At 56.8% G+C, this 25519-nt stretch carries 29 protein-coding genes and 1 tRNA gene; 16 read left to right on the top strand and 14 right to left on the bottom strand.

Annotation, left to right across the window (positions count from 1 at the left end; translation table 11 throughout):
- Positions 1–39: 39 nt before the first annotated feature.
- From RCCS2_RS15760 to rsmA, 3 genes are read left to right on the top strand one after another with little or no spacing between them, the layout of a single operon-like run.
- Positions 40–1191, top strand: a complete 1152-nt coding sequence (locus RCCS2_RS15760; protein ID WP_008236067.1) for a peptidylprolyl isomerase — start codon at positions 40–42, stop codon at positions 1189–1191.
- Complete coding sequence (gene pdxA, locus RCCS2_RS15765) at positions 1191–2144, top strand: 4-hydroxythreonine-4-phosphate dehydrogenase PdxA (protein ID WP_008236069.1); 954 nt, start codon at positions 1191–1193, stop codon at positions 2142–2144. Before RCCS2_RS15760 ends, pdxA begins: the two co-directional genes overlap by 1 nt.
- Positions 2141–2977 (top strand): 16S rRNA (adenine(1518)-N(6)/adenine(1519)-N(6))-dimethyltransferase RsmA, encoded by an 837-nt coding sequence (rsmA, locus tag RCCS2_RS15770; protein ID WP_008236071.1) that lies wholly within the window; start codon positions 2141–2143, stop codon positions 2975–2977. Before pdxA ends, rsmA begins: the two co-directional genes overlap by 4 nt.
- Before the next feature lie 91 nt (positions 2978–3068).
- Here the strand turns inward: rsmA and RCCS2_RS15775 are convergent, their stop codons facing one another.
- From RCCS2_RS15775 to RCCS2_RS15805, 7 genes are all read right to left on the bottom strand, one after another.
- Positions 3069–3581: a DUF4167 domain-containing protein gene (locus RCCS2_RS15775; protein ID WP_037294339.1), complete on the bottom strand. Its 513-nt coding sequence runs from the start codon at positions 3579–3581 to the stop codon at positions 3069–3071.
- 204 nt (positions 3582–3785) lie between these two features.
- Positions 3786–4652: a peptide chain release factor N(5)-glutamine methyltransferase gene (gene prmC / locus RCCS2_RS15780; protein ID WP_008236077.1), complete on the bottom strand. Its 867-nt coding sequence runs from the start codon at positions 4650–4652 to the stop codon at positions 3786–3788.
- Positions 4649–5704: a peptide chain release factor 1 gene (prfA, locus tag RCCS2_RS15785; RefSeq protein WP_008236081.1), complete on the bottom strand. Its 1056-nt coding sequence runs from the start codon at positions 5702–5704 to the stop codon at positions 4649–4651. Before prfA ends, prmC begins: the two co-directional genes overlap by 4 nt.
- A gap of 18 nt (positions 5705–5722) precedes the next feature.
- Positions 5723–6145, bottom strand: a complete 423-nt coding sequence (locus tag RCCS2_RS15790) for a DUF1499 domain-containing protein (protein WP_008236083.1) — start codon at positions 6143–6145, stop codon at positions 5723–5725.
- 69 nt (positions 6146–6214) lie between these two features.
- A complete protein-coding gene (gene speB, locus RCCS2_RS15795; RefSeq protein ID WP_008236086.1) occupies positions 6215–7156 on the bottom strand; it encodes an agmatinase in 942 nt (313 codons plus the stop codon).
- On the bottom strand, positions 7156–8124 hold the full coding sequence (speB, locus tag RCCS2_RS15800; RefSeq protein ID WP_037294341.1) for an agmatinase: 969 nt from the start codon (positions 8122–8124) through the stop codon (positions 7156–7158). Before speB (RCCS2_RS15800) ends, speB (RCCS2_RS15795) begins: the two co-directional genes overlap by 1 nt.
- A gap of 56 nt (positions 8125–8180) precedes the next feature.
- Positions 8181–9338, bottom strand: a complete 1158-nt coding sequence (locus RCCS2_RS15805; RefSeq protein WP_008236088.1) for a M20 aminoacylase family protein — start codon at positions 9336–9338, stop codon at positions 8181–8183.
- A gap of 190 nt (positions 9339–9528) precedes the next feature.
- On the opposite strand from RCCS2_RS15805, the gene RCCS2_RS18010 reads away from it, so the two are divergent.
- The 3 genes from RCCS2_RS18010 (at position 9529) to RCCS2_RS15820 (ending at position 11848) form a co-directional block, all read left to right on the top strand.
- Positions 9529–10164, top strand: coding sequence for an outer membrane protein (locus tag RCCS2_RS18010; RefSeq protein ID WP_008236089.1), 636 nt, complete (start codon positions 9529–9531; stop codon positions 10162–10164).
- A 67-nt stretch (positions 10165–10231) separates the two neighbouring features.
- Positions 10232–11050, top strand: coding sequence for a nucleoside triphosphate pyrophosphohydrolase (gene mazG / locus RCCS2_RS15815; protein ID WP_008236090.1), 819 nt, complete (start codon positions 10232–10234; stop codon positions 11048–11050).
- 81 nt (positions 11051–11131) lie between these two features.
- On the top strand, positions 11132–11848 hold the full coding sequence (locus RCCS2_RS15820; protein ID WP_037294342.1) for an SDR family NAD(P)-dependent oxidoreductase: 717 nt from the start codon (positions 11132–11134) through the stop codon (positions 11846–11848).
- On the opposite strand, the gene RCCS2_RS15825 is transcribed toward RCCS2_RS15820, so the two are convergent.
- Both RCCS2_RS15825 and RCCS2_RS15830 read right to left on the bottom strand, forming a co-directional pair.
- Entirely contained in the window at positions 11845–12150 is a 306-nt protein-coding gene (locus RCCS2_RS15825) for a hypothetical protein (protein ID WP_008236092.1), read from the bottom strand. The two genes, RCCS2_RS15820 and RCCS2_RS15825, sit on opposite strands and share 4 nt — an antisense overlap.
- Positions 12151–12187: 37 nt before the next feature.
- Complete coding sequence (locus tag RCCS2_RS15830; protein WP_008236093.1) at positions 12188–13993, bottom strand: ABC-F family ATP-binding cassette domain-containing protein; 1806 nt, start codon at positions 13991–13993, stop codon at positions 12188–12190.
- A gap of 108 nt (positions 13994–14101) precedes the next feature.
- On the opposite strand from RCCS2_RS15830, the gene msrB reads away from it, so the two are divergent.
- On the top strand, positions 14102–14494 hold the full coding sequence (msrB, locus tag RCCS2_RS15835; protein ID WP_008236094.1) for a peptide-methionine (R)-S-oxide reductase MsrB: 393 nt from the start codon (positions 14102–14104) through the stop codon (positions 14492–14494).
- A gap of 130 nt (positions 14495–14624) precedes the next feature.
- On the opposite strand, the gene RCCS2_RS15840 is transcribed toward msrB, so the two are convergent.
- The gene (locus RCCS2_RS15840) at positions 14625–15113 is read right to left on the bottom strand and encodes an outer membrane protein assembly factor BamE (protein WP_008236097.1); all 489 of its coding nucleotides are present in this window, start codon (positions 15111–15113) and stop codon (positions 14625–14627) included.
- 84 nt (positions 15114–15197) lie between these two features.
- Between RCCS2_RS15840 and RCCS2_RS15845 the strand changes: the two genes are divergently transcribed.
- The 8 genes from RCCS2_RS15845 (at position 15198) to RCCS2_RS15880 (ending at position 20490) form a co-directional block, all read left to right on the top strand.
- Positions 15198–15743, top strand: a complete 546-nt coding sequence (locus RCCS2_RS15845) for a YceD family protein (RefSeq protein ID WP_037294343.1) — start codon at positions 15198–15200, stop codon at positions 15741–15743.
- 164 nt (positions 15744–15907) lie between these two features.
- Complete coding sequence (gene rpmF / locus RCCS2_RS15850; RefSeq protein WP_008236104.1) at positions 15908–16114, top strand: 50S ribosomal protein L32; 207 nt, start codon at positions 15908–15910, stop codon at positions 16112–16114.
- 22 nt (positions 16115–16136) lie between these two features.
- Positions 16137–17261 (top strand): phosphate acyltransferase PlsX, encoded by a 1125-nt coding sequence (plsX, locus tag RCCS2_RS15855; RefSeq protein WP_037294344.1) that lies wholly within the window; start codon positions 16137–16139, stop codon positions 17259–17261.
- A 2-nt stretch (positions 17262–17263) separates the two neighbouring features.
- Complete coding sequence (locus RCCS2_RS15860) at positions 17264–18235, top strand: beta-ketoacyl-ACP synthase III (RefSeq protein WP_008236106.1); 972 nt, start codon at positions 17264–17266, stop codon at positions 18233–18235.
- Positions 18236–18347: 112 nt separating this feature from the next.
- A complete protein-coding gene (gene ihfA, locus RCCS2_RS15865) occupies positions 18348–18650 on the top strand; it encodes an integration host factor subunit alpha (protein WP_008236107.1) in 303 nt (100 codons plus the stop codon).
- A gap of 3 nt (positions 18651–18653) precedes the next feature.
- Entirely contained in the window at positions 18654–19217 is a 564-nt protein-coding gene (locus RCCS2_RS15870; RefSeq protein ID WP_008236108.1) for a MerR family transcriptional regulator, read from the top strand.
- Between the two features lie 54 nt (positions 19218–19271).
- A tRNA-Pro gene (locus RCCS2_RS15875) sits at positions 19272–19348 on the top strand.
- 62 nt (positions 19349–19410) lie between these two features.
- A complete protein-coding gene (locus RCCS2_RS15880) occupies positions 19411–20490 on the top strand; it encodes a 2'-deoxycytidine 5'-triphosphate deaminase (RefSeq protein ID WP_156788585.1) in 1080 nt (359 codons plus the stop codon).
- A 550-nt stretch (positions 20491–21040) separates the two neighbouring features.
- On the opposite strand, the gene denD is transcribed toward RCCS2_RS15880, so the two are convergent.
- Genes denD through RCCS2_RS15900 form a run of 4 tightly spaced genes read right to left on the bottom strand, consistent with a single transcriptional unit; the run spans position 21041 to position 24988 of the window.
- Positions 21041–22039, bottom strand: coding sequence for a D-erythronate dehydrogenase (denD, locus tag RCCS2_RS15885; protein ID WP_008236110.1), 999 nt, complete (start codon positions 22037–22039; stop codon positions 21041–21043).
- On the bottom strand, positions 22036–23484 hold the full coding sequence (locus RCCS2_RS15890) for a tripartite tricarboxylate transporter permease (protein ID WP_232204290.1): 1449 nt from the start codon (positions 23482–23484) through the stop codon (positions 22036–22038). Before RCCS2_RS15890 ends, denD begins: the two co-directional genes overlap by 4 nt.
- A 50-nt stretch (positions 23485–23534) precedes the next feature.
- On the bottom strand, positions 23535–24002 hold the full coding sequence (locus RCCS2_RS15895) for a tripartite tricarboxylate transporter TctB family protein (RefSeq protein WP_008236114.1): 468 nt from the start codon (positions 24000–24002) through the stop codon (positions 23535–23537).
- A 41-nt stretch (positions 24003–24043) separates the two neighbouring features.
- Entirely contained in the window at positions 24044–24988 is a 945-nt protein-coding gene (locus tag RCCS2_RS15900) for a Bug family tripartite tricarboxylate transporter substrate binding protein (protein ID WP_008236123.1), read from the bottom strand.
- Between the two features lie 249 nt (positions 24989–25237).
- Between RCCS2_RS15900 and RCCS2_RS15905 the strand changes: the two genes are divergently transcribed.
- Positions 25238–25519, top strand: a 282-nt coding sequence (locus RCCS2_RS15905; protein ID WP_008236125.1) for an alpha/beta fold hydrolase, incomplete at its 3' end; no start/stop codon positions are given.

Here is a 25519-nt window from a genome sequence, read left to right on the forward strand (position 1 = left end):
GCAGCGCTATGCATAAGCTTGGGGTTGGGCAACGGCGTGATGGCGCAAGGCCAGCTTGCACCTGTGATCACGGTCAATGATCGGGTGATCACCCAATATGAACTTAGCCAACGCATCCGCCTGCTAGAGGTGTTCCGCACCCCCGGGGACCTGAACGAAGCCGCCCGTAATGCGCTGATTGAAGACAGGCTCAAGCAGCAGGAACTGGCGCGTTTTGGCGTATCAGTACCTGAAGATGCCCTGCAGCAAGCCATGGAAGAATTCGCCGGTCGCGCAAATATGTCGTTGCCGCAATTCACCCGTGTGCTTGCCCAGGACGGCATCGATATCAGCACACTGCGCGACTTTGTCGAGGTGGGGATCCTGTGGCGTGACTTCATCCGCTCGCGGTTTAACCGTCAGATCACGATCACGGATGCCGATGTCGAACGAGCCATCGTGCAACAAGGCAATACGACATCCCAGCTTGAGGTTTTGTTAAACGAAATCATCATCGCCCCACCACCGGGCCGCGAGGCCGCAGCGGCCCAAGCGGCCGATCAAATCTCGCGCATGCGGTCCTTTGCTGAATTTGAGGCCGCAGCCCGGCAGGTTTCTGCCCTGCCATCGCGCGAAAATGGTGGACGGCTGGATTGGACCCCGGTGAGCAATTTTCCACCACAAATTCGCAGTATCATTCTTGATCTGGACCGTGGTGAGGTGACCGACCCTATCGAAATACCCAACGCTATCGCCTTGTTCCAATTGCGCGGCACACGCGAAGCTGTGCTGCCTGCCGCCGCACCGCTTAGTATCGAATACGCCGCTTATTATATCCCTGGCGGACGTACCGATGCAGGTCTGGCGCAAGCCGCCGCAGTGCGCGATCAGGTTGACACTTGCGACGACCTTTACGGTGTCGCCCGCAACCAGCCAGCCGAAACGCTGGACCGCCTGACCGAAGCACCTTCTGCAATTTCCAATGATGTGGCCCTCGAACTGGCCCGTCTTGATCCCGGCGAGGTGTCTTACAACCTGACCCGCAACAACGGCGAAACGCTGGTGTTCCTGATGCTCTGCGCCCGTAACAGCGCGGGGGCCGGCACGACGGACCGTAACGCCATCCGCAACCAAATCCGCAGCCAACGTTTGAACGCACTTGCTGATGCGCTGCTGGAAGATCTGCGGGCCTCTGCGGTCATCCGCCCCTGATGCAACCCATTGCGATCAGTTGTGGTGAACCGGCAGGGATCGGGCCAGAAATTGCGGTGGCCGCGTGGCAGGCCCTGAAAAACGAGGTCCCGCTTTTGTGGTTGGGTGATCCGCAGCATCTGCCCGAAGGCACAGACTATCACGCGGCCACTGATCCGGCCGATATTCACCCGTTCAAACTGACCGTCCTTGCGCGCGATTTCGCAAGCCCCGCCGTACCGGGCCAGCCAAACCCGTCTCATGCGGCGGGCGTCATTTCGGCCATCGCAGATGGTGTCGCTTTGGTGCAATCCGGCGCTGCGCGTGCGCTGTGCACAGCCCCCATTCATAAGGCTGCCCTGATCGACGGCGCTGATTTCGCCTACCCCGGTCATACGGAATACCTGGCCGCATTGGCGGGCACCGATCAGGTTGTCATGATGTTGGCCTGCGACGCGTTGCGCGTTGTCCCGACAACGATCCACATCGCACTGGCAGAGGTGCGCAACACACTCACTGCCAGTCTGCTAACCGATACGCTGCTAATCACCCACGCCGCCCTGCGCCGTGACTTTGGCATCGCCAAACCGCGCATCGCGGTGGCAGGGCTGAACCCGCACGCAGGCGAAGATGGCAAAATGGGAAACGAAGAGACCCGGATGATCACCCCCGTCCTCGATGCTTTGCGCGCGCAAGGTATGGATATCAGCGGACCCCAATCTGCCGACACGATGTTCCACGCAGGCGCACGCGCGCACTATGACGTGGCCGTCTGCATGTACCACGACCAAGCATTGATCCCGATCAAGACCCTCGATTTTTCGGGCGGTGTAAACATCACATTGGGTCTGCCGTTCATCCGCACATCACCCGACCACGGCACCGCCTTTGATATCGCAGGCAAAGGCATAGCTGACGCCACATCCATGATCGCCGCCATCCGCATGGCCGCGCAAATGGCCGACGCGCGGTGATTGACGACCTGCCACCCCTGCGCGAGGTCATCGCCACGCATGACCTCGCTGCCAAGAAATCGCTTGGCCAAAACTTCTTGCTTGATCTCAACCTCACGGCCAAAATTGCGCGGCTTGCTGGTGACCTTTCAGGCGCGGATGTGCTGGAAATTGGGCCCGGTCCGGGTGGTCTGACACGCGGGCTGCTGGCCGAAGGCGCACGCCGTGTTCTTGCGATCGAAAAAGACCCGCGCTGCATGCCCGCCTTGGCCGACATCGCCGCCCGCTATCCCGGTCGCTTGCAAACGATCAACGGCGATGCGCTTACCGTGAACCCGCTGGAACACCTTAGCCAACCCATCAAGATCGCAGCCAACCTGCCCTACAACGTTGGTACCGAACTGCTGGTCCGCTGGCTGACCCCACCAGAATGGCCACCTTTCTGGGACTGCCTGACATTGATGTTCCAACGCGAAGTCGCCCAACGGATCGTGGCCACACCGGGCAGCAAGGCCTACGGGCGGCTTGCCCTACTGGCGCAATGGCGGACCGATCCGAAAATCGTGATGGACCTGCCGCCAGAGGCGTTCAGCCCACCACCCAAGGTGAATTCCGCAGTCGTCCACCTGACAGCCCTGCCCGCGCCACGGTTTGCAGCCGATCCCGGCACGCTGAATAAAGTGGTCGCCGCGGCCTTCAATCAAAGGCGCAAAATGCTGCGTTCCGCGCTCAAATCCGTCAGCCCGGATATCGAGGACCACCTGATCGCCACCGGGATCAAACCCACCGAACGGGCCGAACAGGTGGGATTAGAGGCGTTCTGCGCCTTGGCCCGTCAGTTAAACGCGCACTGAACAACAGACGTTCGTCATTCAGTCAAACACCCGCCGAAGGTATCGGCACCTGACAATTAAAAAAGCCCCCCGAAATCGGAGGGCTTTAAAATCACTCTGCGGCCTCTGGCGTGTTTCCCTCATCAGGGTTTGTCCTTGGCTTGCGTGGCCTGCGCGGGCGGCGCGGTTTTTCTTCGGGGGTATCCACCAGGCCACTTTCCGGCTCACCAGCAGCGTCAACCACATCGGGTTGATCGGACTGGGACGGATCGTTTGCCGCGGCCTCTTGTGCCTTCAGGCGATCCTGACGCTCGCGGTCACGTTCGGCCTGACGTTGGCGGTTTTGTTCTTCCTGCTCTTCACGCTTGGCCTCAACCTCGCGCTGCGCTTCGGCCAGCAAACGGGTATAATGCTCTGCGTGCTGGGCAAAGTTTTCCGCATCCACCCTGTCGCCCGATAAAACGGCGTCGCGGTGAAGCTGGTTGTATTTTTCAATAATCTGCTGCGGCGTGCCGCGCACCTTGCCATCCGGGCCCGAGCTGTCAAACACCCGGTTGATGATATTCCCGCCCGAGGGCCGGTTATTGCGGTTTTTGTTCCGCGACCGTGACTTCGATGATCTCATGTAATTGCTTTCAAGCCTTTGGCTGTCGTTACGCTGGGCCATGTCGCGCTATTCTCGCGCGGTTCAAATCTAAGGGCCTTGCAATGTTTGGCGACTAATCGGGGGGAGGTCAGTGGCGAGCCTCTTCCCGTCCGATGTCATTGAATAAGCATGTGGGCGGGCCCAAGACAAGACCAAACTACGAAAAAAGCGTTATTTCGCCTGTTATCGTGGTGTATCTTGGTCAAAATCCGCCATCTGACACGTTACAACGCGGTCGCGCCCATCAAGGTCGGGAATCACACCGACGTGGCGCAGACCGGCACGGATCATCAACTCTGCCACCGCATGCCCCTGGGTAGAGCCAATTTCGCACATCAAACGCCCACCCGGTATCAGCGCATCGCCTGCCTGTTTTATAATGGTGCGATAAGCAGACAGGCCGTCCGCTTCATCTGTTAACGCCATACGCGGTTCCCACTCGCGCACGTCGCGCGACAGCCCTGCCATTTCGTCTGCGGCAATATAGGGCGGGTTCGCCACAATCAAATCAAAGCGCCGTTTGATCGCTGCCATCCAATCGCTTTGCACAAATGTCGCGCGGTCATCGACACCATGGCGTTGGGCATTGCGCAGCGCCACCGTCAACGCCACAGCCGACGCATCACCGCCAACACCAACAGCCTTTGGGTTCTCGGCAAGCAATGTCACCAGAATGCAACCCGATCCCGTGCCAAGGTCGAGCACCCGCGCGAATGGATCACGCAACGCCGCCTCGATCAGGGTTTCCGTTTCGGGCCGCGGATCAAGAACATCTTTCGTAACCTCAAAGTCCCGCCCATAAAACGCACGTGTTCCCGTTAAATGTGAAACCGGCTCAAACCGGGACCGGCGCGCGATAAGCGCGTCGAACCGCGTTTTCACGGCATCATTCACAGGCTCTGGCAAGATCAGCGTCAGTCGGCCAGCCGCCACGCCTGATGCAAAAGCAAACAGCTTGCGCGCATCCCGCGCCGCATCAGGCACACCGGCTTTGGTCAATGTCTTCGACGCAGCAGCCAGTAATTGGCTGCCCGTCACTTGGTCGCTCACGCGCCCATTTCCGCCAGCAGCGTCGCCTGCGCATCCGCCTGCAACGCGTTCACGATCTCTTCCAGATCGCCCTGCATGACTTGGTTCAGCGAATAAAGCGTCAGGTTAATCCGGTGGTCCGTCATACGGCCTTGGGGGAAGTTGTAGGTGCGAATGCGCTCCGACCGATCACCCGACCCCACTTGCGCCTTGCGATCAGCGGACCGTTCATCGTCAACCTTCTGCCGTTCCAGATCAAACAATCGCGTTTTCAGCACCTGCATCGCAATCTCGCGGTTGCGGTGCTGCGATTTCTCGGAACTGACGACAATCATACCTGTTGGGATATGCAAAATTCGCACAGCTGAATCCGTGGTATTGACGTGCTGCCCACCGGATCCAGACGCGCGCATCGTATCAATGCGCAGATCGTTGGCGTTGATCTCAATATCCACATCCTCGGCCTCTGGCAGCACCGCAACGGTCGCAGCAGACGTATGAATGCGCCCACCGCTCTCGGTCTCGGGTACACGCTGCACCCGGTGCACGCCGCTTTCGTATTTCATCTTCGCAAAAACACCATCACCCACAATGCGCGCGACAACCTCTTTCACGCCACCCAATTCACTCAGGCTTTCTTCCAATATCTCAAACCGCCACCCCTGCCCTTCGGCATAGCGTTGGTACATGCGCAGCAGATCAGCGGCAAACAATCCCGCCTCATCACCGCCTGTCCCCGGTCTGATCTCCAACAACGCAGGACGCGCGTCAGCGGCATCTTTTGGCAAAAGCGCCAGCTGCACGTCATGCTCGGATGCTGCCAAAGCCGCCTTTAAATCAGGCAGCTCGGCCTCTGCCAGTTCTTTCATTTCGGGGTCGGCCAGCATCGCTTCGGCTTCATCAATCTGCTGCACCAAGTCCTTGTATGCTGTCACCGTTTCGACCACCGGTCGCAGATCTGCGTATTCCTTGCCCAGGGCGGCGATTTCATTGCCAGCCGACCCATCCGCCATCTTCGCCTCCAGAAACTGGAACCGGTCGATAAGTTGTTCTATGCGGTCTGCTGCAATCATGGGATGTGCCCTGACCTATCAAAGCGGTTCGGTCAAGGGGCCAAGCGTTTCCAGCCAGCTTTCAATGCGGGCCTTGTTCACGCCCATATCAGACCGGCCAAAGCGCAGACGGCCATAGATCACCAGCGTGTCATTATAGACTGCAACAGTCGTATAATCAGGAAATCCCATAACCCGTGATCGGGTCATAAAGGTGATCATACCTTCATCAACACTGCCTGCGATAACCTGTGTGCGCGGCGTCGCCAACGCGCGGCTTTCAACAGCGGCCAAGACCTCGGGTGCCGGTGCTGCAATCTTACGTTCAACCAGAAAACCACCCTCCTCAGGGTAATCCCCAGGCGCGGTTAACATCAGTGGCTGATGCCAGCGTGCTGCATCCGTGGGCGCGAACCGGACATAGGCCATCAGACCAAGGATCAGAACGACAAGAACGGTCAATATGCGCAAAGTGGGTCTCCAACTTTCGTCTGTATCGCGTATGTACAGGGTGTGTACGCAATGTGTACGCTATCTGTACGGCACACCGGGCAGGATCGAGAGCATCTCGAACATCAAATTCGCCCCCGTCAACGCCGTGTTGCCCGAGCTATCATAAGGGGGCGAAACTTCAACCAGATCACAGCCCACAATGTTCACCCCGCGCAACCCCCGGATCAATTCCATCGCTTGCGGCGTGGTCAGCCCACCGATTTCCGGCGTGCCTGTACCGGGGGCATAGGCAGGATCAAGGCTGTCGATGTCATAGGTGATATAACACGGCTGATCGCCAATTTTCGCTTTGATATCAGCGGCTAAAGGCGACAATGATTTATGCCACAGGTCAGGTGCCAGATACTGATTAAACCCCCATCCAGCGGCTTCGGTAAAGTCATCTGCAGTATATCCCGTGCCCCGCAGCCCAATCTGAAACACCTTGTCCGGGCTGATAATCTTTTCTTCATAGGCGCGGCGGAAAACAGTGCCATGGGTTTCACGCATCCCAAACATCTCATCATTCACATCGGCATGGGCATCGACATGCACCAGCGCCACCGGCCCATGCTTGGCCGCAACTGCGCGCAAGACCGGCAGCGTTAGCGTATGATCGCCGCCAAGGGTCATCGGGATGACATTATGCTTGAGGTGTGTTGCGTAAGTCTTTGTAATAATGTCAATACTATCGCTTAGCGAAAACGTATTGATCGGCACATCACCAAGGTCGGCGCACTGCAACGCATCGAAAGGCGCTGCCCCGGTTTGAATGTTATAAGGTCGGATCATTGCCGATTGTTCGCGCAACTGCTTGGGGCCCATCCTGGTGCCCGACCGCCAAGATGTGCCAATGTCCATGGGGATACCAATGAACCCTACATCCAGGCCTTCGGCAGTCGCAGCCTCTGGCAGCCGCATAAAGGATTGCGGTCCTGAAAACCGCGCCAGATCATTGCCAGAAATCGGCTGGTTCGGCATCACTTTTTCCTTTTGTTCCAAAGCGCAAGGCAACACAGCTCCATCGCGACATGGGCGCCCGCAATCGCTGTCGCGCCCGTGGTGTCATAAGGCGGCGATACCTCAACCACATCACCACCAATCATGTTGATCCCCGCCATATCCCGCAGCATCGCGGCCGCCTGCCACGAAGCCAAGCCACCCCACACCGGTGTGCCAGTGCCCGGCGCGAAAGCAGGGTCCAGCGCATCAATATCGAAAGTGACATAGGTCGGATGATCGCCCACACGTGCCTTAATCTGCTCTGTCACCCAAATGCTGCCTTTCTCATGGCAGGTGCGGGCATCAATATAAGGCATGCCCAGATAATCATCGCATTCCGTCCGAATACCAATCTGGATTGAGCGTGTCACATCCACGATCCCAAGCTTGACCGCCTTGTACATCATGGTGCCATGATCAATGCGGGCCATGTCGTCGTCCGGCCAAAGATCAGAATGGGCATCGAACTGGACCACCGACAAAGCCCCGTATTTTTCGGCATAAGCGCGCAAAATCGGCAGTGTGATAAAGTGATCGCCGCCCAGTGTGATCGCGCCACACCCCTGCGCCAGAATACCTGCAATATGGGCCTGCAACAGGTCTGGCACGCCGGGTACATCGGCGTAATCAAAGGCCATATCGCCATAGTCTGCGATGGCAAATTCACTCAGCGGATCAAATCCATCCCAGCCATAAGGAGGATCAAAAGGCTGTAGGCTGGATGCTTCGCGGATCGCACGCGGCCCAAAACGGGTGCCGGGGCGGTGGGTGACGGCCTGATCAAACGGCACGCCGGTCACGGCCAGATCAAACTCGCCCAGATCCTTGGTATAGGTCCGGCGCAGAAATGAGGTCGCACCGCCAAAGGCGTTTTCGTAAGCCAATCCGCGACGATCCTTGGCCGTAAACGCGCCGTCCACCGCCTCTTTTGCTTTATCCAACGTCACACAGCCACCTCTTTCTTCGTCCACTCAAACTTTTGCCAAAGGCCTTTGAATTTTGATCATCCCACCGGCAACGCACGCTCGACCAATCGCGCAAAATACGATGCACCCGCAGGTGCGGCACCATCTGCAAAATCATAGCGTGGGTGATGCAGTCCTGCACTGTCCCCATTGCCCACATAGACATAAGCACCCGGACGTTCATTCAGCATATACGAAAAATCCTCTGCCCCCATTTCGTATTGACGCGCATCATCAACCTGAGGCGCAATTTCGCGGGCCACATCGGCGGCAAAAGCTGTCTTCGCCGCATCATTGATCGTCGCGGGATAGCCGTATTCATAATCAAGCTCTGCCTGTACGTTATACGCCGCCGCATGGCCGGCGACGATCTCGGACAACCGCTTGTGCACCATGGCCTGCGTGTCCTTGGACATCGTGCGGACTGTGCCGTTGATATAGGCTTTCTCGGGGATGATATTATCGGCCGACCCGGTGTGGATTTGCGTTATGGACACAACCAGATCGTCGTAAGGCTTGTGATTACGGCTGACGATGGTCTGGATCGCATTCACCATTCCAACCGCCGCGACAATCGGATCAGCCGTTTCGTAAGGATACGCGCCGTGACCACCGACCCCGGTGATGTGAATATGAATGGTATCCACTGCGGCCAGAATAGGCCCCGGTGTGGTGTAGAATGATCCGACAGCATCGCCAGGACCACTGTGTAAGGCGTAGACTTCCTTGATATCAAAGCGGTCAAGCACGCCCTCTTGCACCATGACCGCACCGCCACCCCCGCCTTCTTCGGCGGGTTGAAAGATCAGTGCGACACGGCCTGCGAAATTACGGGTTTCCGCCAGATAGCGGGCCGCACCCAACAGCATAGTTGTATGTCCGTCATGCCCACAGGCATGCATTCTGCCGGGGATGGTCGAGGCATGGGGCAGCCCCGTTTCCTCTTGCATCGGCAGCGCGTCCATATCGGCGCGCAAACCAATGGTCGGCCCATCCAAGCGGCCATTGATGATCGCCACAACACCCGAAGTGGCAATGCCTTCGTGGATTTCATCCACACCAAAGGCGCGCAGTTTTTCGGTGACAAACTTGGCTGTTTCAAAGCATTCGAACTGCAATTCAGGGTGCATATGCAAATGCTTGCGCCAAGCGATCATGTCATCGGCATAGTCAGCGATGCGGTTGATAATGGGCATGGCGGCTCCGTGGCGTGTCGGGTTGCAAAGACAGTTGACTGCAAGGCGCGTGCGCGCGCAATGGCTGATCGCACCGGCAGGTCCAAAATAAATTTACGTTTTCTTAAGAATTTTCTGGGCGGCCCGCGCGTAGCCCTTAAGGGACAGCATTTTTTTGGCTGTTCAGCAATAAATCTAAGGAACAACACACATGCCAACATTACAAACGGCTCACTCAAAATTTCAAGCATTGCTGAAGCACACAATGCTAGGCGCGCTGCTTTTGTCGCCAACAGTCGCCTTAGCGGACTGGAGCGGCGCTTATGCCGGTGCGCAATTGGACGTCCTGACAGGTGACGAGGTATCGCTCGGTTTCGCAGCGCAGTCATTCGAAGATGTGATCGAGACAGATACTATTATATCCGGGTTTGCCGGATACCAGCTTCAGCAAGGTGATTTTGTCATCGGCGGTGAATTATCACTTGGGCAGGCCAATGGTGTGCGCTTTGAAGATGTTGACGGTTTGGACACGGATGTTCGTCTTGTCGATGTCAAAGCCCGCGTTGGTTATGATCTAGGCGATGCGCTGGTTTATGGCGTTGCCGGGTTTTCGCAATCGCGCCTGCTTGATATTGATGAAGACGATCTTGAAGGCCTCGACCTCGAGACCTCAACCGGTGTTAACTATGGTTTTGGTGTTGATTACCGGGTGACCGAACAATTCACTGTGGGGGCAGAGTATCTGATCCGTGAGTTGACCGCTGAAGACGATGTGAATGAGTTCTTCAACGCACGCGTTGACACCCAATTCGAAACATTCGGCGTCCGTGCCGCCTTTAACTTCTAAAACACCTCTTGCACCTTGGCGCGACGCCCGCAATTCGCTAGCGTCGCGCCAATCCGTGCGAGGTGACATGACTGACGACCCCCTGATCCAAGACCCTGACGGCGGTATGCCGCGCCTGTTGGAAATTATGCGCCGGTTGCGCGACCCTGACACGGGTTGCCCCTGGGATATCGAACAGGATTTCAACACGATCGCCCCCTATACCATTGAAGAGGCTTATGAAGTCGCTGATGCCATCGCCCGCGGTGATTGGAATGATTTGGAGGGCGAATTGGGTGATCTGCTGTTGCAGACGGTCTATCACACGCAGATGGGCGCTGAGGCGGGTCATTTTACGTTTGAAAGCGTTGTGAAGGCGGTCAGCGATAAGATGGTCGCGCGCCATCCGCATGTATTTGGCGACGAACAGCGCGATAAGTCGACTGAGCAGCAGGTGGCCGATTGGGAAAAGATCAAAGCGGCAGAGCGCGCTGATAAAGCGCAAACGCGGACGTTGGATGGGGTGGCAACAGGTCTGCCCGCCCTGACGCGCGCGGTGAAGCTGCAAAAGCGTGCCGCACGGGTTGGCTTTGACTGGCCCGATATGACCCATGTTATTGATAAGATTGTTGAAGAAGCCGGCGAATTGGTCGAGGCCCGTGATCATATGACCCAAGTAGAGGTCGAAGATGAATTCGGTGACCTGTTGTTCGTCGTGGCCAACCTTGCCCGTCATTTGGACATAGATCCGGAGGCTGCGTTGCGTGGCACGAATGCGAAATTCAGCCGCCGGTTTGCCGGTGTTGAGGATGCGTTGGAAGCCAAAGGCAAAACACCTGCCCAAAGTGATTTGGCGGAAATGGATGCGCTGTGGGATCAGGTGAAAGCCGCTGAGAAACATGCGTGAGGGGTGTCTTGAGGGGGCTGTCTGCCCCCGCCCTGACGGGCCCCCCGAAGGTATTTTGGAACATGAGAAGATGAGGGTGTCGTGCAGATAAGTGACGTTGTGGCCGTAATTACAGGCGGTGCATCAGGTTTGGGCGCTGCGACGGCGCAGGCTTTTGTGGCCGCAGGTGCGCAGGTGACGATCTTTGATCGTGATCCGGCAGGAGCCGCGTTTGCAGCACAGATCGGTGCGGGGTTTGCGCAGGTTGACGTCACCGATGAAGCCAGTGTTGCTGCGGGGCTGGATCAGGCGGGTGCCGTCAATGTTGCGATCAATTGCGCGGGCATCGCAACTGCGGAAAAAACGCTGGGGCGCGATGGTCCGCACAGGCAGGATAGTTTTACGCGCACCGTCGATATCAATCTGAACGGTACGTTCAACGTGTCCCGGCTTGCTGCGGCGCGGATGAAGGATGGCGGTGTCATCATCAACACGGCCTCGGTCGCGGCCTTTGACGGGCAGAAGGGACAGACCGCCTATGCCGCGTCCAAAGCCGGGATCGCGGGGCTGTCGCTGCCAATGGCCCGCGATCTGGCCCGCAATGGCATTCGTGTCATGGCGATTGCACCGGGCATTTTTCGCACACCCATGCTGGAAAGCCTTGGACAAGAGGTGATGGATGGGCTGGCAGAGGATGTGGTCTACCCTGCCCGTCTGGGCGACCCGGCAGAGTTTGCCGCACTTGCCCGCTTCATCGTGGAATGCGACTATTTGAATGGGACAACCATCCGGTTGGATGGGGCGTTGCGGATGCCTTAAGGCAATGCGCAGGCCGTGCGATGCCGATCAGAGGCGGACACAAGTTGATCATCATCAAAAATTGCATGCACAAACTTTGAGTCAATAGCCTCGTCATAAATGTAGGACCGACACAGCCGATCATCATCTGCTGATGCCCGGCTTTCGAACTGGTGCTGGCCAATGATCCGTCCGACCTGCGCTGGCGTCATGCCGACCTCTAGCCGATTGGCCAGACTGTCGGAGGTCCCGTTTATGGGCCCCGCTTCGCAAGCTGCCAGAAAGATGGCTGTCAGGGCGAAACCGATTTTGGGGAAAGACATTTGCGCGCACCTTTGGCTGTTTGAACCTTCGGCCAGATTAGCCTGCCTTGTCCAAAAGGATCAACCATTCGTCTTCCGCGTCAGACAGTGCTGTTTGTCGCGCCACCAACGCATCTGTCGCCTTTTGGAATTTGACCGGTTGCTGGGTAAACAGTTCCGGATCAGCCAGCAGTTCTTCCAGTTTTGCGATCTCTGCCGTGATCTTGTCGATCACGTCGGGCAGTTCGTCCAAGCGGTGCTTTTCAGTAAAGGACAGGCCCGGGGCCGTTTTCTTTTGGGCCTGCCTTTCCTTCTTCGCCAAAGGCTTGCTTGCTTCTTTTGCCTCAACAAAGTCACCGCCGCGTTGCGCGCGATAATCGGACCAGCCGCCCGCATAGACCACCGCCTGCCCGTTGCCTTCCATTGCAATCGTGGTGGTCGCGACCCGGTCAAGAAAGTCGCGGTCGTGACTGACCAACAACACTGTGCCGTCATAATCGCCCAAGATGTCCTGCAACAAATCCAGCGTTTCGATATCCAGATCATTGGTCGGTTCGTCCAGCACCAAAAGGTTGCTTTCCCGCGCCATCAACCGCGCCAGCAACAGCCGCGCCTTTTCACCACCAGAGAGCGACCGCACCGGCGCACGCGCTTGCGCTTCGTTAAACAGAAATTCCTTCAGGTAGCCGACAACATGTTTGGGGTTGCCCCGCACCATGACCTGATCAGACTTGCCTGACACACCCAGTTCAGGATCGTTGGCGAGGTTTTCCCACAGCGTCATATCTTCATTCAGTGCCGCACGCGTTTGATCAAAGACCGCGATATCAAGGTTTGTGCCCAGTTTCACGGACCCTTCATCAGGTGCCTCTTGCCCCAGCAGCATTTTGATAAGGGTCGTTTTGCCCACACCGTTTGGGCCCACAAAGGCGATCCGGTCACCACGTTGCACCGTTAGATCGAAGTTTTTGACGATGGATTTGTCGTCAAAGGCCTTGGTCAGTCCAAACGCCTCCATCACTTTTTTGCCAGAGGTCGACCCACCCTCAAAGGCCATCGCTGCCGTGCCTTGCCGCGTGATCTGTGCGGCGCGTTGCGCGCGTAATTCCTGCAAGGCACGCACCCGGCCTTGATTACGTTTGCGCCGGGCAGAGATACCTTCGACGGCCCACCGCGCCTCGGCCTTGATCTTGCGGTTCAGTTTGTGGCGTTGCTGGTCTTCTTCTTCCCACAGTTTATCGCGCCATGCCTCGAAGTGTTCGAACCCTTGTTCAGCCCGGCGTACTTGGCCACGGTCGATCCACAGCGTCGCACGGGTCAGCGCGCGCAGGAAGGCGCGGTCGTGGCTGATCAGCACAAAGCCCGCACGGGTTGTTTTCAGTTCATCTTCCAACCAGGCAATCGCTTCGATATCCAAATGGTTTGTCGGCTCGTCCAGCAGCATAAGTTCGGGCGCTTCGGCCATCAATTTGGCCAAGGCGGCGCGCCTGCGCTCTCCTCCGGATGCGGTGTTCACATCACCTGCGGGATCGAACTTTAGCCCTTCGGCCACCATGTCGACCTTATAGGTCTCATCAATATCCAGCCCGCTGGCGGCATAATCGCCCAAGGTGGCAAACCCTGCCATTGTGGGGTCTTGTTCCATATAGCCAACCTGCACACCGGGCGCCGCCACGCGCGTGCCGCTGTCAGGCTGCACAAGGCCTGCCATCACCTTCATCAACGTCGATTTGCCTGATCCATTGCGCCCGACCAATGCAACCCGGTCGCCCGGTTGCACGACCAAAGACAGGTCTTCAAATACAGGATCGCCGCCGAAGGTCAGCGCGATATCAGAAACTTGGAGTAAGGGTGTTTTGGCCATGTCCGCGTGGCTATGACAGTGACGTGATAAGCGCAAGTCCACGGCTTGGCGATTGGGGCCAGTCGCCCTAGATAAGGTGTAACAAAGGCTGCATTAAAGGTGAACTACATGGATAAGGTCGTAAAATCAGATGCCGAATGGCGCGCGCAACTCTCAGACATGGCTTATAAGGTCACGCGCAAACATGGGACCGAAAGGGCGGGCACCCATGAAGATTTTCCAGCAGGTGCAGGCACTTACATGTGTGTCTGCTGTAGCGCGCCATTGTTTGATCAGGATGCCAAGTTTGAAAGCGGCACAGGCTGGCCATCTTTTTATCAACCAGTCGATGCAGAAATGGTTGGCGAAAAAGTGGACCGTAGCTTCTTTATGAAACGGACCGAGGTCCATTGTAACCGCTGCGATGCACATTTGGGCCATGTCTTCCCTGATGGCCCACAGCCAACGGGGCTGCGGTATTGTATCAATGGGGTAGCGTTGGCGTTTGAGCCGGAGGAATAGGGCAGTCATGCTGGTGTGACGTGTCGATATTGATCTGATTGGCATTTATGGCGGGAGCTGCGCGGTGAATTTCTAGTCAAAGGCACGTAAAAATTCATGCGGCAGCGCGTAGGCCTGAACCTTCCAGCGTTTAAGTATCGTCCGAAGGTGCCGCACCCAACAACTGTTCTGCATTGATGCGCCCAAACGACCCCAGCAATTGCGCAAGGAACGTGATGTCGTTGATCCCGTCCTCGGTGACGCGGCGGTCTAGGACGACGACCCTCCCGTCTTCCAATGTGTAGCGCGAGATATTGCGGATGCGATCGTTGCCGTCAAAATCAATGGCCAGCACCTGTCTGTCGATTTCTTCAGGGGCAAAGGGGCCAAACCGGCGGAATTGGCTGGACGCGTAATAGACTGTGTTGTTTTGCAGTCCGCGTTCTGACCGGGGTGGTCCGAAAAGTGCGATCACCTCTGCCTTCGTAGTTGACCCGACGTTCAGCGTTGCCAGTTCTTCTTCCGGCGGGATGAAGCCGTGAAAACGGTCTAACTGCGTGCAGCCTGACGCAATAGCCAGCACAGAAACAAGCCCCATTACTTTGACTGTTTTGCGCAGTTTGCTTGTCATCACACTCATACCCGTCGCCTCTTGCCTTGGCGCCGCGCGCCTTTTATCCCCGATACATCACACCCCGCCACTGTTCAAGAATCGAAAGTAGCAATGCCTCAGTTACCGAAATCACATCTGCGTTTGACCGATCTTGGCACAAGGAAGCCAACCACCTTTGAACTGACGCCCACGGCGGATGAACGCAAGGCGATTGCGGCAGAACTGGATATTGTCGCTGTCAAAAAGCTGCGGTTTTCAGGCGCGTTGTCGCCGCAGGGCCGCCAGGATTGGACGTTAAGCGCTGAATTGGGCGCAACTGTGGTGCAAGACTGTGTCGTGACGTTGGACCCGGTCACGACCCGCATTGATGAGGCGGTCACCCGCAGCTATGTCTCTGACATTCCTGAAATCGAGGCCTCTGAGGTGGAGATGCCGGAAGATGACACTGTCGAAGCCCTGCCAGAGACGCTGGATCTGGCACACGTGATGATCGAGGCGTTGGCGCTGGCCCTGCCGCCTTATCCGCGCGCAGCAGGCGCAGATCTTTCGCAGGCCGTTTTCACCGAACCCGGGATAAAGCCGATGTCAGATGATGACGCCAAGCCCTTTGCGGGGCTGGGTGCACTGCGCGAAAGCCTTGAAAAGAAAGATAAATAGCGCCCCTTAAAACAAGGGCGAAAAAGGGTTGCACAAAGCACAAATCGCAGTATGTTCGCGGCCTCTTTTACATCGTGTCTCGACAGGGCTGCCGCAATGGCGTAGGACCCGGCCAGACGCAAAGAAATCTGGGGCAGCGCCCCTTTATATCATAGGGTTGAGACATGGCTGTCCAGCAGAATAAAGTATCCAAATCACGCCGCAACAACCGGCGCGCCCACGACTCATTGGTTGCGGCAAACCCCAACGAATGCGACAACTGTGGTGAGCTGAAGCGCCCGCATCACGTGTGCCCGTCCTGCGGCCACTATGCGACACGCGAAGTGATCGCAGATACCACCGAAATCGACCTCGACGACGACGCTGCATAAAGTAGCGTAAAGGCACAATGGCATGACAACACCCCAGACGGACACCGCTCCGATGCAGGGACATGCTGCCAACGATGTGCTTTCCGTTGACGCCATGGGCGGAGATCAAGGGCCTGCAACTGTTGTTGCGGGCCTTTCCAAGTTTCTAAGCGACAAAAGCCAGGCGCGCGCCATTCTGCACGGCCCCAAAGCCGAACTTGAAACGCTGGTGGCCAAGAACGGCATTGCGGATCGGGTCACAATCCACGACGCCAGTGACATTGTGAAAATGACCGACAAGCCCAGCCATGTGCTGCGCAACGGCAAGAAAACCTCTATGTGGTCCGCGATTGAAGCGGTCCGCGAGCGGCAAGCCGCCGTTGCCATCAGTTGTGGCAACACAGGCGGATTGATGGCCATGTCGATGCTGCGCCTGCGCAAGGCCGAGGGCGTGAACCGCCCCGCCATCGCGTGCCTTTGGCCGTCGCGCAATCCGTCAGGTTTCAATGTCATGCTCGACGCCGGTGCCGATATCCGCGCCGATCAGGATGATCTGCTGACCTATGCGCTGATGGGGGCGTCTTACGCGCGCAACGGTCTGGATATCGCCCGCCCGCGTGTCGGCCTGCTGAACGTTGGCACCGAAGAACATAAGGGCCGCGCCGAGTTGAAGGTCGCCCATGAACTTATTGGAAATGCTGCGGTAATTGGCGATTTCGATTATGTAGGTTTTATCGAAGGCGGTGATCTGCCCTCTGACAAAGTTGATGTAATCGTTACCGATGGGTTTACCGGCAACGTCGCCCTCAAGACCGGCGAAGGCACTGCAACGCTGATCAGTGAACTGTTGCGCGGTGCGCTTACCAAGACGCCATGGTCGGCCTTGGGTGCGGTGCTTGCGCGTGGTTCACTAAGCAGTCTGCGTAAACGAATTGACCCGCGTCGGGTGAACGGCGGCGTGTTTTTGGGGCTGAACCAAACGGTGATCAAAAGCCATGGATCAGCCGATGCAACAGGCGTTGCCGCCGCCCTGCACCTGGCTTATCGCCTCGCGCAAAGTGGTTTTTCAGATAAACTTGCCGCAAGGGTTGCGTCCGCGGCATCCCTTGCCCAAGATGCCGGAATAGAAAGTGAGACGGACAGTCTCAATACAAAGACAGGCAAATAGGCATGACGCGTCGCGCAGTGGTCAAAGGGGTTGGTCATTACCTGCCCGAACGAGTGGTCCCCAACGCAGAATTCGAAAAAACGCTCGATACCTCGGATGAATGGATCAAGACACGCTCTGGAATTGAGCGGCGGCATTTTGCAGCCGAAGGGCAGACAACATCCGACCTTGCCATCAAGGCCGCCAAAGCCGCACTCGCAAATGCGCATATGGACGGCGATGACATTGACGCCATCGTTCTGGCGACATCAACAGCCGATCTGACCTTTCCGTCCGCTGCCACCATGGTGCAGACCGCGATTGGAAACACATCAGGCTATGCCTTTGATGTACAGGCGGTTTGCGCAGGCTTTGTTTATGCGCTGTCCAATGCAAATGCGCTGATCGCATCCGGTCAGGCCGACCGCGTTCTTGTAATCGGGGCTGAAACCTTTAGCCGGATCATGGATTGGACAGATCGCGCCACTTGCGTCCTTTTTGGCGATGGTGCCGGGGCCTTGATCCTTGAGGCTGAAGAAGGGACCGGTGAAACCAGTGATCGCGGTATCTTGTCTGTCGATCTGAATTCTGACGGGCGCTACAAAGACCTGCTTTATGTCGATGGGGGTGTGTCGACCCAGAACACCGGCATGTTGCGCATGAAAGGCAGTGAGCTGTTTCGCCATGCGGTCGAGAAACTGGCGCAGACCGCTGATAGCGCGCTACAAAAGGCCGGGCTTTCTGCCGATGACGTCAACTGGGTTGTCCCTCATCAGGCCAATATACGCATCATTCAATCGACAGCGAAAAAGCTGGGCGTTGGCATGGACCGGGTTGTCGTGACGGTTCAGGACCATGGCAATACGTCAGCTGCATCGATTCCCCTTGCTTTGTCCGTGGGCGTTGCAAATGGCCAGATTAAACAAGGTGATCTTGTCGTGACCGAGGCCATTGGCGGCGGTTTGGCATGGGGTGCGGTGGTCATCCGCTGGTAAATCCGATCTGGTCCGCGGAAACGCACTGTTAACCACGATTGCCAAGCCGTTGTTATTGACTCTGAATTTGCCGCGCGCCTATGCTCAGTGATAAATTGTGAGAGGGTGTATAATGACCGATAAGACTTTGACACGGATGGATTTGGCAGACGCGGTACATAGCCAGGTTGGTCTTTCTCGCAATGACAGTGCCGATCTTGTTGAAAGCGTACTGTCGCATGTTTCTGATAGTCTGGTGTCTGGCGAAACGGTCAAGATTTCATCCTTTGGCACATTCTCGGTGCGTGACAAGGCCGCTCGCGTCGGCCGCAACCCCAAAACCGGCGAAGAGGTTCCGATCCATCCCCGCCGCGTTCTGACATTCCGCCCGTCGCATCTGATGAAAGATCGCGTGGCGGCAGGCAACAAAAGCTAACCCATGGCCAAAGCCAAAGATGCCTTTCGGACGATCAGCGAAGTGGCTGAGTGGTTGGACACTCCCACCCATGTGCTGCGCTTTTGGGAAAGCAAGTTCAGCCAGATCAAACCGGTCAAAGGGGCCGGTGGACGGCGGTACTATCGCCCCACCGATATGGACCTGTTGGGCGGCATAAAAAAACTGCTGCACGAGGATGGGTTGACCATCAAAGGCACGCAGAAACTGCTGCGCGAACAGGGCGTCAAACATGTCGCAGGTCTGGGGCAGTCCATGACCGCACCCGCACCCAAAGCCAAACCAGCGGTTGCTGCGGTCAAGCCGACGCCGAAGCCCCCTACCCCCGCCCCACAGCAAGATGCGTTTCCGTTCGACATGCCAGCACCTGCGGCAGCCCCTTCTGCATTAACCATCGATTTGCCAAAACCGCCAAAGGGATTGCCAGCGGCGGCCCCGCGTCTGATTGGCCGCGCGCCCGCTGATCCATCCATACTGCAGGCGCGGGCGGCACAGATTGCACCGCTCTTGGCCCGGTTGGATGCGGTTCGCGAACGGATGCGCGGCTGACACATGTTTTTCGGGCTTGCCCTTGCACCGTTTTGGGGTATGAACGCTGCCAGTCGGGCTATGGCGCAGCCTGGTAGCGCGTCCGTCTGGGGGACGGAAGGTCGCAGGTTCGAGTCCTGCTAGCCCGACCAATCATAACCGCCCGCCTGTGCGTCCGCACGGCGGGCGTTTTGACATCCGAATGGGGGATAAGATGACACAGACGGGCGTTCTGGCCGACCACCAAATCCGCGACATGATCGCCGCTGGCAGCATTGCCGCTGAGGCCGCAATCGAAGATGGCCAAATTCAACCGGCCTCGCTTGATCTGCGCCTTGGCCAAACCGCTTACCGCGTGCGTGCATCTTTCTTGGCTGGTCGCCAGCGCACTGTGAAAGAGCGTCTGGAAGATTTCCAGATGCATGCGGTTGAATTGGAAGGCGGCGCTGTGCTGGAAAAGGGCTGCGTTTATGTTGTCCCGCTCATGGAACGGCTTACCCTGCCCCAAGGCATGACGGCAGCCGCCAGCGCCAAATCCTCCATCGGGCGGCTTGACCTGCTGACGCGGATCATTACCGATCATGGGATCGAGTTCGACCGCGTGCCCGAAGGCTACGATGGCCCTTTGTATGTCGAGATTTGCCCCCGCTCTTTTTCGGTCGTTGCACAACCCGGTCAGATGCTGAACCAGATCATCTTTCGCCAGGGTAAGACCTTGATGTCAGACGATGATCTGCGCGGCTTGCACGCGCAGACGCCCATTGTTTCGGGCGAGCCTGTTATTTCCGACGGCTTGGGGTTTTCTGTCGATCTGCGGCCCAATGACGGCACATTGGTTGGCTACCGTGCAAAGCCGCATACGGGTGTTGTCGACCTTTCAAAGCTCAACCACTACGACCCGGCAGAGTTCTGGGAAGAGGTGCATACCAAAGACGGCTGGATCATTCTTGATCCCGGCGCGTTCTACATCCTCGTCAGCCGCGAAGCGATTGTGATCCCGCCCATGCAAGCCGCTGAAATGGCCCCCTATCTGGCGATGGTCGGCGAATTCCGGGTGCACTACGCAGGCTTCTTCGATCCGGGGTTCGGCTATGCTGACGCAGGCGGATCAGGGTCACGCGGGGTGCTGGAAGTGCGTTGCCATGAAGCGCCATTTGTGCTGGAGCACGGACAGGTCGTGGGGCGTTTGGTGTATGAGCATATGGCAGCGATGCCAGCGGCACTCTACGGGCGCGAAATCAAGTCGAATTACCAAGGGCAAGGGTTGAAACTGTCGAAGCATTTTCGGGGGTGAGATTTGAAGAAACGTCGGCCAAGGATCAAGTCGCGGACAAACCTGATCTTTTTCATTTCGGACTTAACGGTAGGTTTACACGCAATGTGGACTGTCATTCCAATATGCTATCCTTGAGTGATGCGACAGATGACGCACGACCGACTTTTCAGGATTGAACCAAGATAGCTTACGGCCAAATATTATGGCCCAACTTCAGGTTAGAAGCATTATAACGGTCATTCTACTGTGAGCTTTGCGCGCGCCGCTTCTAGCAGATGAAAACGAAATTCCGTACTACAATCCTACTTTTCACTTTCAGCCGGTGTCGATCCCAAAGTGGCACTTGGCACAATGTGTTTGTGTCAACTACCAAACGCAATACTCCCGTAACATCCGTGTGCGCAGAAGCGGGTGGTAGGCTACGCAAACTGCACCATGTCACGTTCAAGTTATTGCGTAACCAGCGCCAAACGCTCTCACTGGCAAGACGTTGTCGTTGAATTACGCCAGACTGACCGAATTTCCCGGGGGTTTCTGTCATCCAAATAGATGACCTGCGGCAAAGGCGTCAGGACTTGCTTCGTTCCGGCATCAAAGAGGCGTGCAGTTCAATGATTTGTTCAATGCTTTCATCAGCTTTGAAGCCCATCTGTTCTGCGCGAGGCGTCCGTATCTCACCGGGCCAACTGCGCACGATTTGCGCGACCTTCGTATCATGTTGCTCTATCACGCGTCCGACGGCATCATCGCCGCCGATTTTTTGCAGGGCCTCAAGCATTTCGGCCACGGTCACCGATACTCCTGGCAAAGTGATTGTGGTTTCTGCGTGCAATGCATCCTGTGGCAACGCGATTGCGGTCAATGTGTTTGAACAGGCCCGTTCAGGGGACGCCAGATGCAAGCGGAGATCTTTGCCAACAGGCAGTACAGCTTGCCGGCCCGCCAACGGTTCACGAATGATACCGCTGGCAAAGCTCGAGGCCGCAGCGTTTGGTTTGCCGGGACGGACTGAAATCGTTGGAAAGCGTAGCGTGCGGCCACGGATCATCCCTTTGCGCGAGGCGTCCCGCACCATAAGCTCGCCAATCAATTTTTGCGTGCCATAAGACGACATGGGACGCGGCAGCGTGTCTTCGTCAATGGTGTCATTGTCAGCACAAGAAAACACGGCGACGGAGGACGAGAAGACGAAAAGAGGTGCTGCATTGAACTGACGGGCAACGTCAATCAGTCCAATTGTTGCATTCACATTGACGTCGACCCCAAGCCGAAAATCCGCTTCTGCAGCACTGCTGACGACAGCCGCCAGATGTACGATCACCTTGGGTTGCGCCGCCGCGATTTGGTGCAGGATGTCTTTATCGGCAAGTGACCCGCTGATCAGCCTGATCCGTGGATCATGGTCCGCCAAATCCAACAGCGCGTCTGTCGACAGATCAAGCGCCAGAATATTGCCGATCGTTTGCGGCGCACCATCCATGTCGATTTGATCTTTGGACGAGAGTTCGGTCAGGACGGCCTTTCCGATAAAGCCAGCGGCACCTGTAATTAGGATGTCTGTGGTCATGTTCGGGCATTGTCCTTCTTCCAGGTGAGAATAGTGTTGACCAAGGGCCATAACAGCCCGACCGCCGTGACGGCCAAAAGGACGGCCGCAATGGGATGGCCATCAAAAAACGCCAAGAATGAACCATCGGTGATGATCAGGCCTTGCCGCAAGCTCAACTCGAACGCGGGGCCAAGAACCATACCGATGATCAGTGGCGCCATCGGATATCCGGCACGGCGCAAAAACAGACCGGCCACACCGGCGCCGAACATGATCAAAAGATCAAACGGGTTGCCGCGTACATAGTAGACGCCCAGCACGCAAAGCACGCCAATCGCGCTGAGAAGAAGCGGCTCACGGATGCGCAAAATGGGTGCTGCGACCTTGGACAGCGCCAGCCCAAGCGGCAGCAACAGAATGTTAATAATGAAAAAGCCCAGAAAGATCGCTGACATCAGGACAGGGTTGTCCTCCATCAGCCGCACGCCCGGGGTTATCCCATGCAATGTGAAGGTGGCGAGCATGACAGCGGTAATGACGTCGCCTGGAATACCCAGCGCCATTGTCGGCACAAGCGCCCCCCCGGTCACGGCATTATTCGCGCTTTCGGCGGCAATGATCCCGTCAGGTTCGCCCTTGCCGAAATTGTTACTGTTGGGAGAGGATCGTTTCGCCTCTGCATATGATATAAATGCGGCTGTGGCGCTACCGGTACCCGGCAAAACGCCGACGCCGGACCCTATTGCTATAGATTTGATCAGGCCCTTGATCCGTCCTTTCCACTGCCGCAACCGTGGCAAAACGATGCCATCGAATTTGACATTGGTGCCACCATCTGACGCGCCATCTGAAATGCGGATCAGGATTTCGGAAAATGCGAAAACACCGATGACGACGGCCAGCAGATTGAACCCTGCGATCAGCTGGTAATGCCCAAAGGTAAAGCGGACTTCACCTGTGATCGGATCACCGCCAACCGTGCTAAGGAAGATGCCAAGTGCGCCCGCAACCAACCCCTTCGGGACCGATCCTTTAGACACGGTCACGATGCAGGTCATCCCAAGGCAAATCAGCGCAAATGTTTCAACCGGACCAAACCGCAATGCGAAAGCAGCCAGTTGCGGGGCGGCAAAAAGCAAAAGCACCGCAGAGAAAAGCCCACCCGCAACAGACGCTATTGTGGCCCATCCCAATGCCTGCCCCGCTTTGCCCGCCTGCGCCATTGGCGTTCCATCCAGCACTGTGGCGGCCCCGGCTGGCGTGCCGGGCGTGTTGATCAGAATGGCCGAGATCGAGCCGCCATAGACCGAACCCGCATAGACGGCCAATAAAAGCAGTATCGCTGGGGCTTGTTCCATCGACAAAGTGAACGGCAGCACCAAGGCAACAGCGACTGTCGATCCAATGCCCGGCATCGCCCCCAGAATAATCCCAAGGGCTGTCCCGATGACAAGCACGGTCATTCCTTGAAACGTGAGGAGCAGTCCAAGTGCTGCAGGCAGGGCATCAAGCATTAAAACAGATACGAAAATGGTGAGGTGGGCAGCGGCAATCCCAGCACATGGTGAAACAAAATGAACAATACGCCGGGGACAGTGACAGAATAACAGATCACCAAGACCGGGTTGCGCACGCGCAGGATAAGAAGTGTTGCCAAGATGAACCCGATACTACTGAGCAGGAAGCCCAACCGCGTGGTCGCATAGACGAACAGACCCATCGCAAGCATGACGCCAACAATCTGAAACCATCTTTTGGCAGATGTTTTGTTTGCGACTGCAACGGCGGTGCGCAGTTCAATGATCAGCGTAAGGGCAGCGACCCCGATCCAGCCCCACAGGACAGAAACCGGGAAGAACATCGGCGAAAATGCACCGCCAAGTGATGCAAACTCAGCACTGCTCGACACCAGCAAAAGTGCTACTGGCACGAGCAGAAGGAGCCCAGCGACGACGACACGTTCATTCAATCCGATCGTCATTGGGCCCCCGGCTGTGGTTTAGGTTGCTTTGCACCGCTGTTTCAGAGACCAGATGCTTCGATCAAGGTGCTGTTTGCATCCCATTGCTGGCGGAAAAAAGCGTCAAATTCGCTTGGTCCACGATAGTTGATGACAGTGCCGGTGTTGTCCGCAAATTCCTGAAATGCATCTGACTGCACGGCGACTTCGCAAGCCGCGGCCAGCGTTTCGGCAACCTCAGGATCAAGGCCTGCTGGTGCGAATAGGCCGCCCCACAGATACAATTCGTTCAGCGGCGCGGGAATGCCCGCCTCTGTTGCGGTTGGCACATCGGGCAGCGATGCAATCCGTTCATCGGCGAACACAGCCAGCGGTTTCAGGTCGTAGCGGGACATCATGACTTCGGTATCACCAAAGAACTGGATGACGCCGCTGGCCATGGATTGCATCGCAGGGCCAGAGCCTTGATGCGGCAGGTGCTTGACCTGATCCATCACGCCCATGCCGTTCATCGCGGCAACCATCGTCAGATGCGTGATCGCACCCGGCCCGGACGAGCCAAAGATCAACGCATTTGGGTTCGCTTCAATGTCTGCCTTGACGTCAGCGAGGCTGTTGTATTCGCTGTCGCTGTTCACAAAAAACATGGTGGGCGAGGCCGCGACGGAACAAATCGGTGTCCAGCTTTCGCGGTCGTAAGGCACGTCTTTGATCTGCGGCTGGATTGTCGAAACAGTAATCGACAAGTAGCCCAGCGTGTACCCATCAGGGTCAAGCCCCGCGAGATGCGACGCCGCGACAGTACCCGACCCACCGGCCATGTTTTGCACGACGGCATTACCGCCAAGCGCCTCTGCAAAGGGTTCCTGAAAGCCCCGCAGTAGCAGGTCTGTGCCGCCGCCTGCGTTGAATGGCGCAATTAACGTCACCGGTTTTTCGGGAAAGTCTGCAATAGCCGGTCCGGCCAAGGCGATGATTGCTGCGCTGCACGCTGATTTGAGTTTCATTTTGTTTCCTCCCAGAGTTTGTCATTCTTTGGAATCTGACATTGCAGATCCTGACTGACCCAGCGTAACTGGTATGATGTGTTGGTGTCCATACCAAGTTCATAGACTTTAGGGTATAGTCGAATGCTGCGCGATATTGTTGGAATCACATTCCTTTACGATGAAGCGTGTAACAGTTGCGTGGTTGACTGATCATATCAGTTCAACGAACCTTTATTCCGAATACCGCGCAAGGATTGGGATTAGTCGATGCACATACATGTCGAAACATGCGGGTCCGGTCAGCCGCTTTTGTTTCTTGGCGGGTCGTCATGGGATTTGCGATTTGACCGTGTGGCGTTTGATTGGGCGCCCCACGCAGGTGTGACGACCTTTGATCAGCGGGGCCTTGGCCAGACGGACACACCGAACGCGGCCTGGACCATGGCCGATTATGTCGCAGATGCAGCGCGTGTCATGGCCGGGTATGACCGGTTCGATGTGGTTGGATATTCGTTCGGAAGCATGGTTGCCCAACATCTGGCCGCAAAA

Source organism: Roseobacter sp. CCS2, assembly GCF_000169435.1.
Classification (GTDB): domain Bacteria; phylum Pseudomonadota; class Alphaproteobacteria; order Rhodobacterales; family Rhodobacteraceae; genus Yoonia.